Here is a 574-nt window from a genome sequence, read left to right on the forward strand (position 1 = left end):
TAACGCCCCGCGAGTACAGCTCGGGCGGCAGCCGCTACCTGGGGCGCATCTCCAAGAAAGGCGACCGCTACCTGCGCATGCTGCTCACGCACGGCGCGCGCAGTGTGCTGCGAGCGGCCAAGGTGGCGCAAGGGGCGGGCAAAGAGATACAGGGTGTGCGCCAATGGGCGCTGGAGGTGCAGGGGCGAAGCAACCACAACAAGGCGACCTGCGCGCTGGCCAACAAGCTCGCGCGCATCTGTTATGCGACGCTGCGCGATCACAAGCCGTTTGACGAGGCAGCCAGGCTGGGCAGGAAGGAGAGTCGCCAGAGCTTTGTGATGCCAAACTGATAAGCCAGCAGAGAACGCACACCACGTCAAAGCCAGTATTGATTCACCACTTGCGACGAGATGATCGACCATCATGGCCAATCGGGTTCCTCCCACACCGCGCTACGCCGATAACTCTTCCGGCTCTCCCGCAGCCGCTTGTAGCGTGTGGCGACGCGGTGACGCAGATTCCATGTCGGCACGGGACATTCACGATCCCACAACAGATGCCGGATATACGACTGCAGGTGCTTTACCCGCTG

At 62.2% G+C, this 574-nt stretch carries 1 protein-coding gene; it reads left to right on the forward strand.

The genetic code is table 11. From position 1 onward, the window contains the following. Window positions 1–332: transposase (locus ACYZGB_RS22830; protein WP_462391276.1), on the forward strand; the 332-nt coding region annotated here is incomplete at its 5' end. Window positions 333–574 lie beyond the last annotated feature (242 nt).

The organism is Acidovorax sp. Q11 (assembly GCF_054950075.1).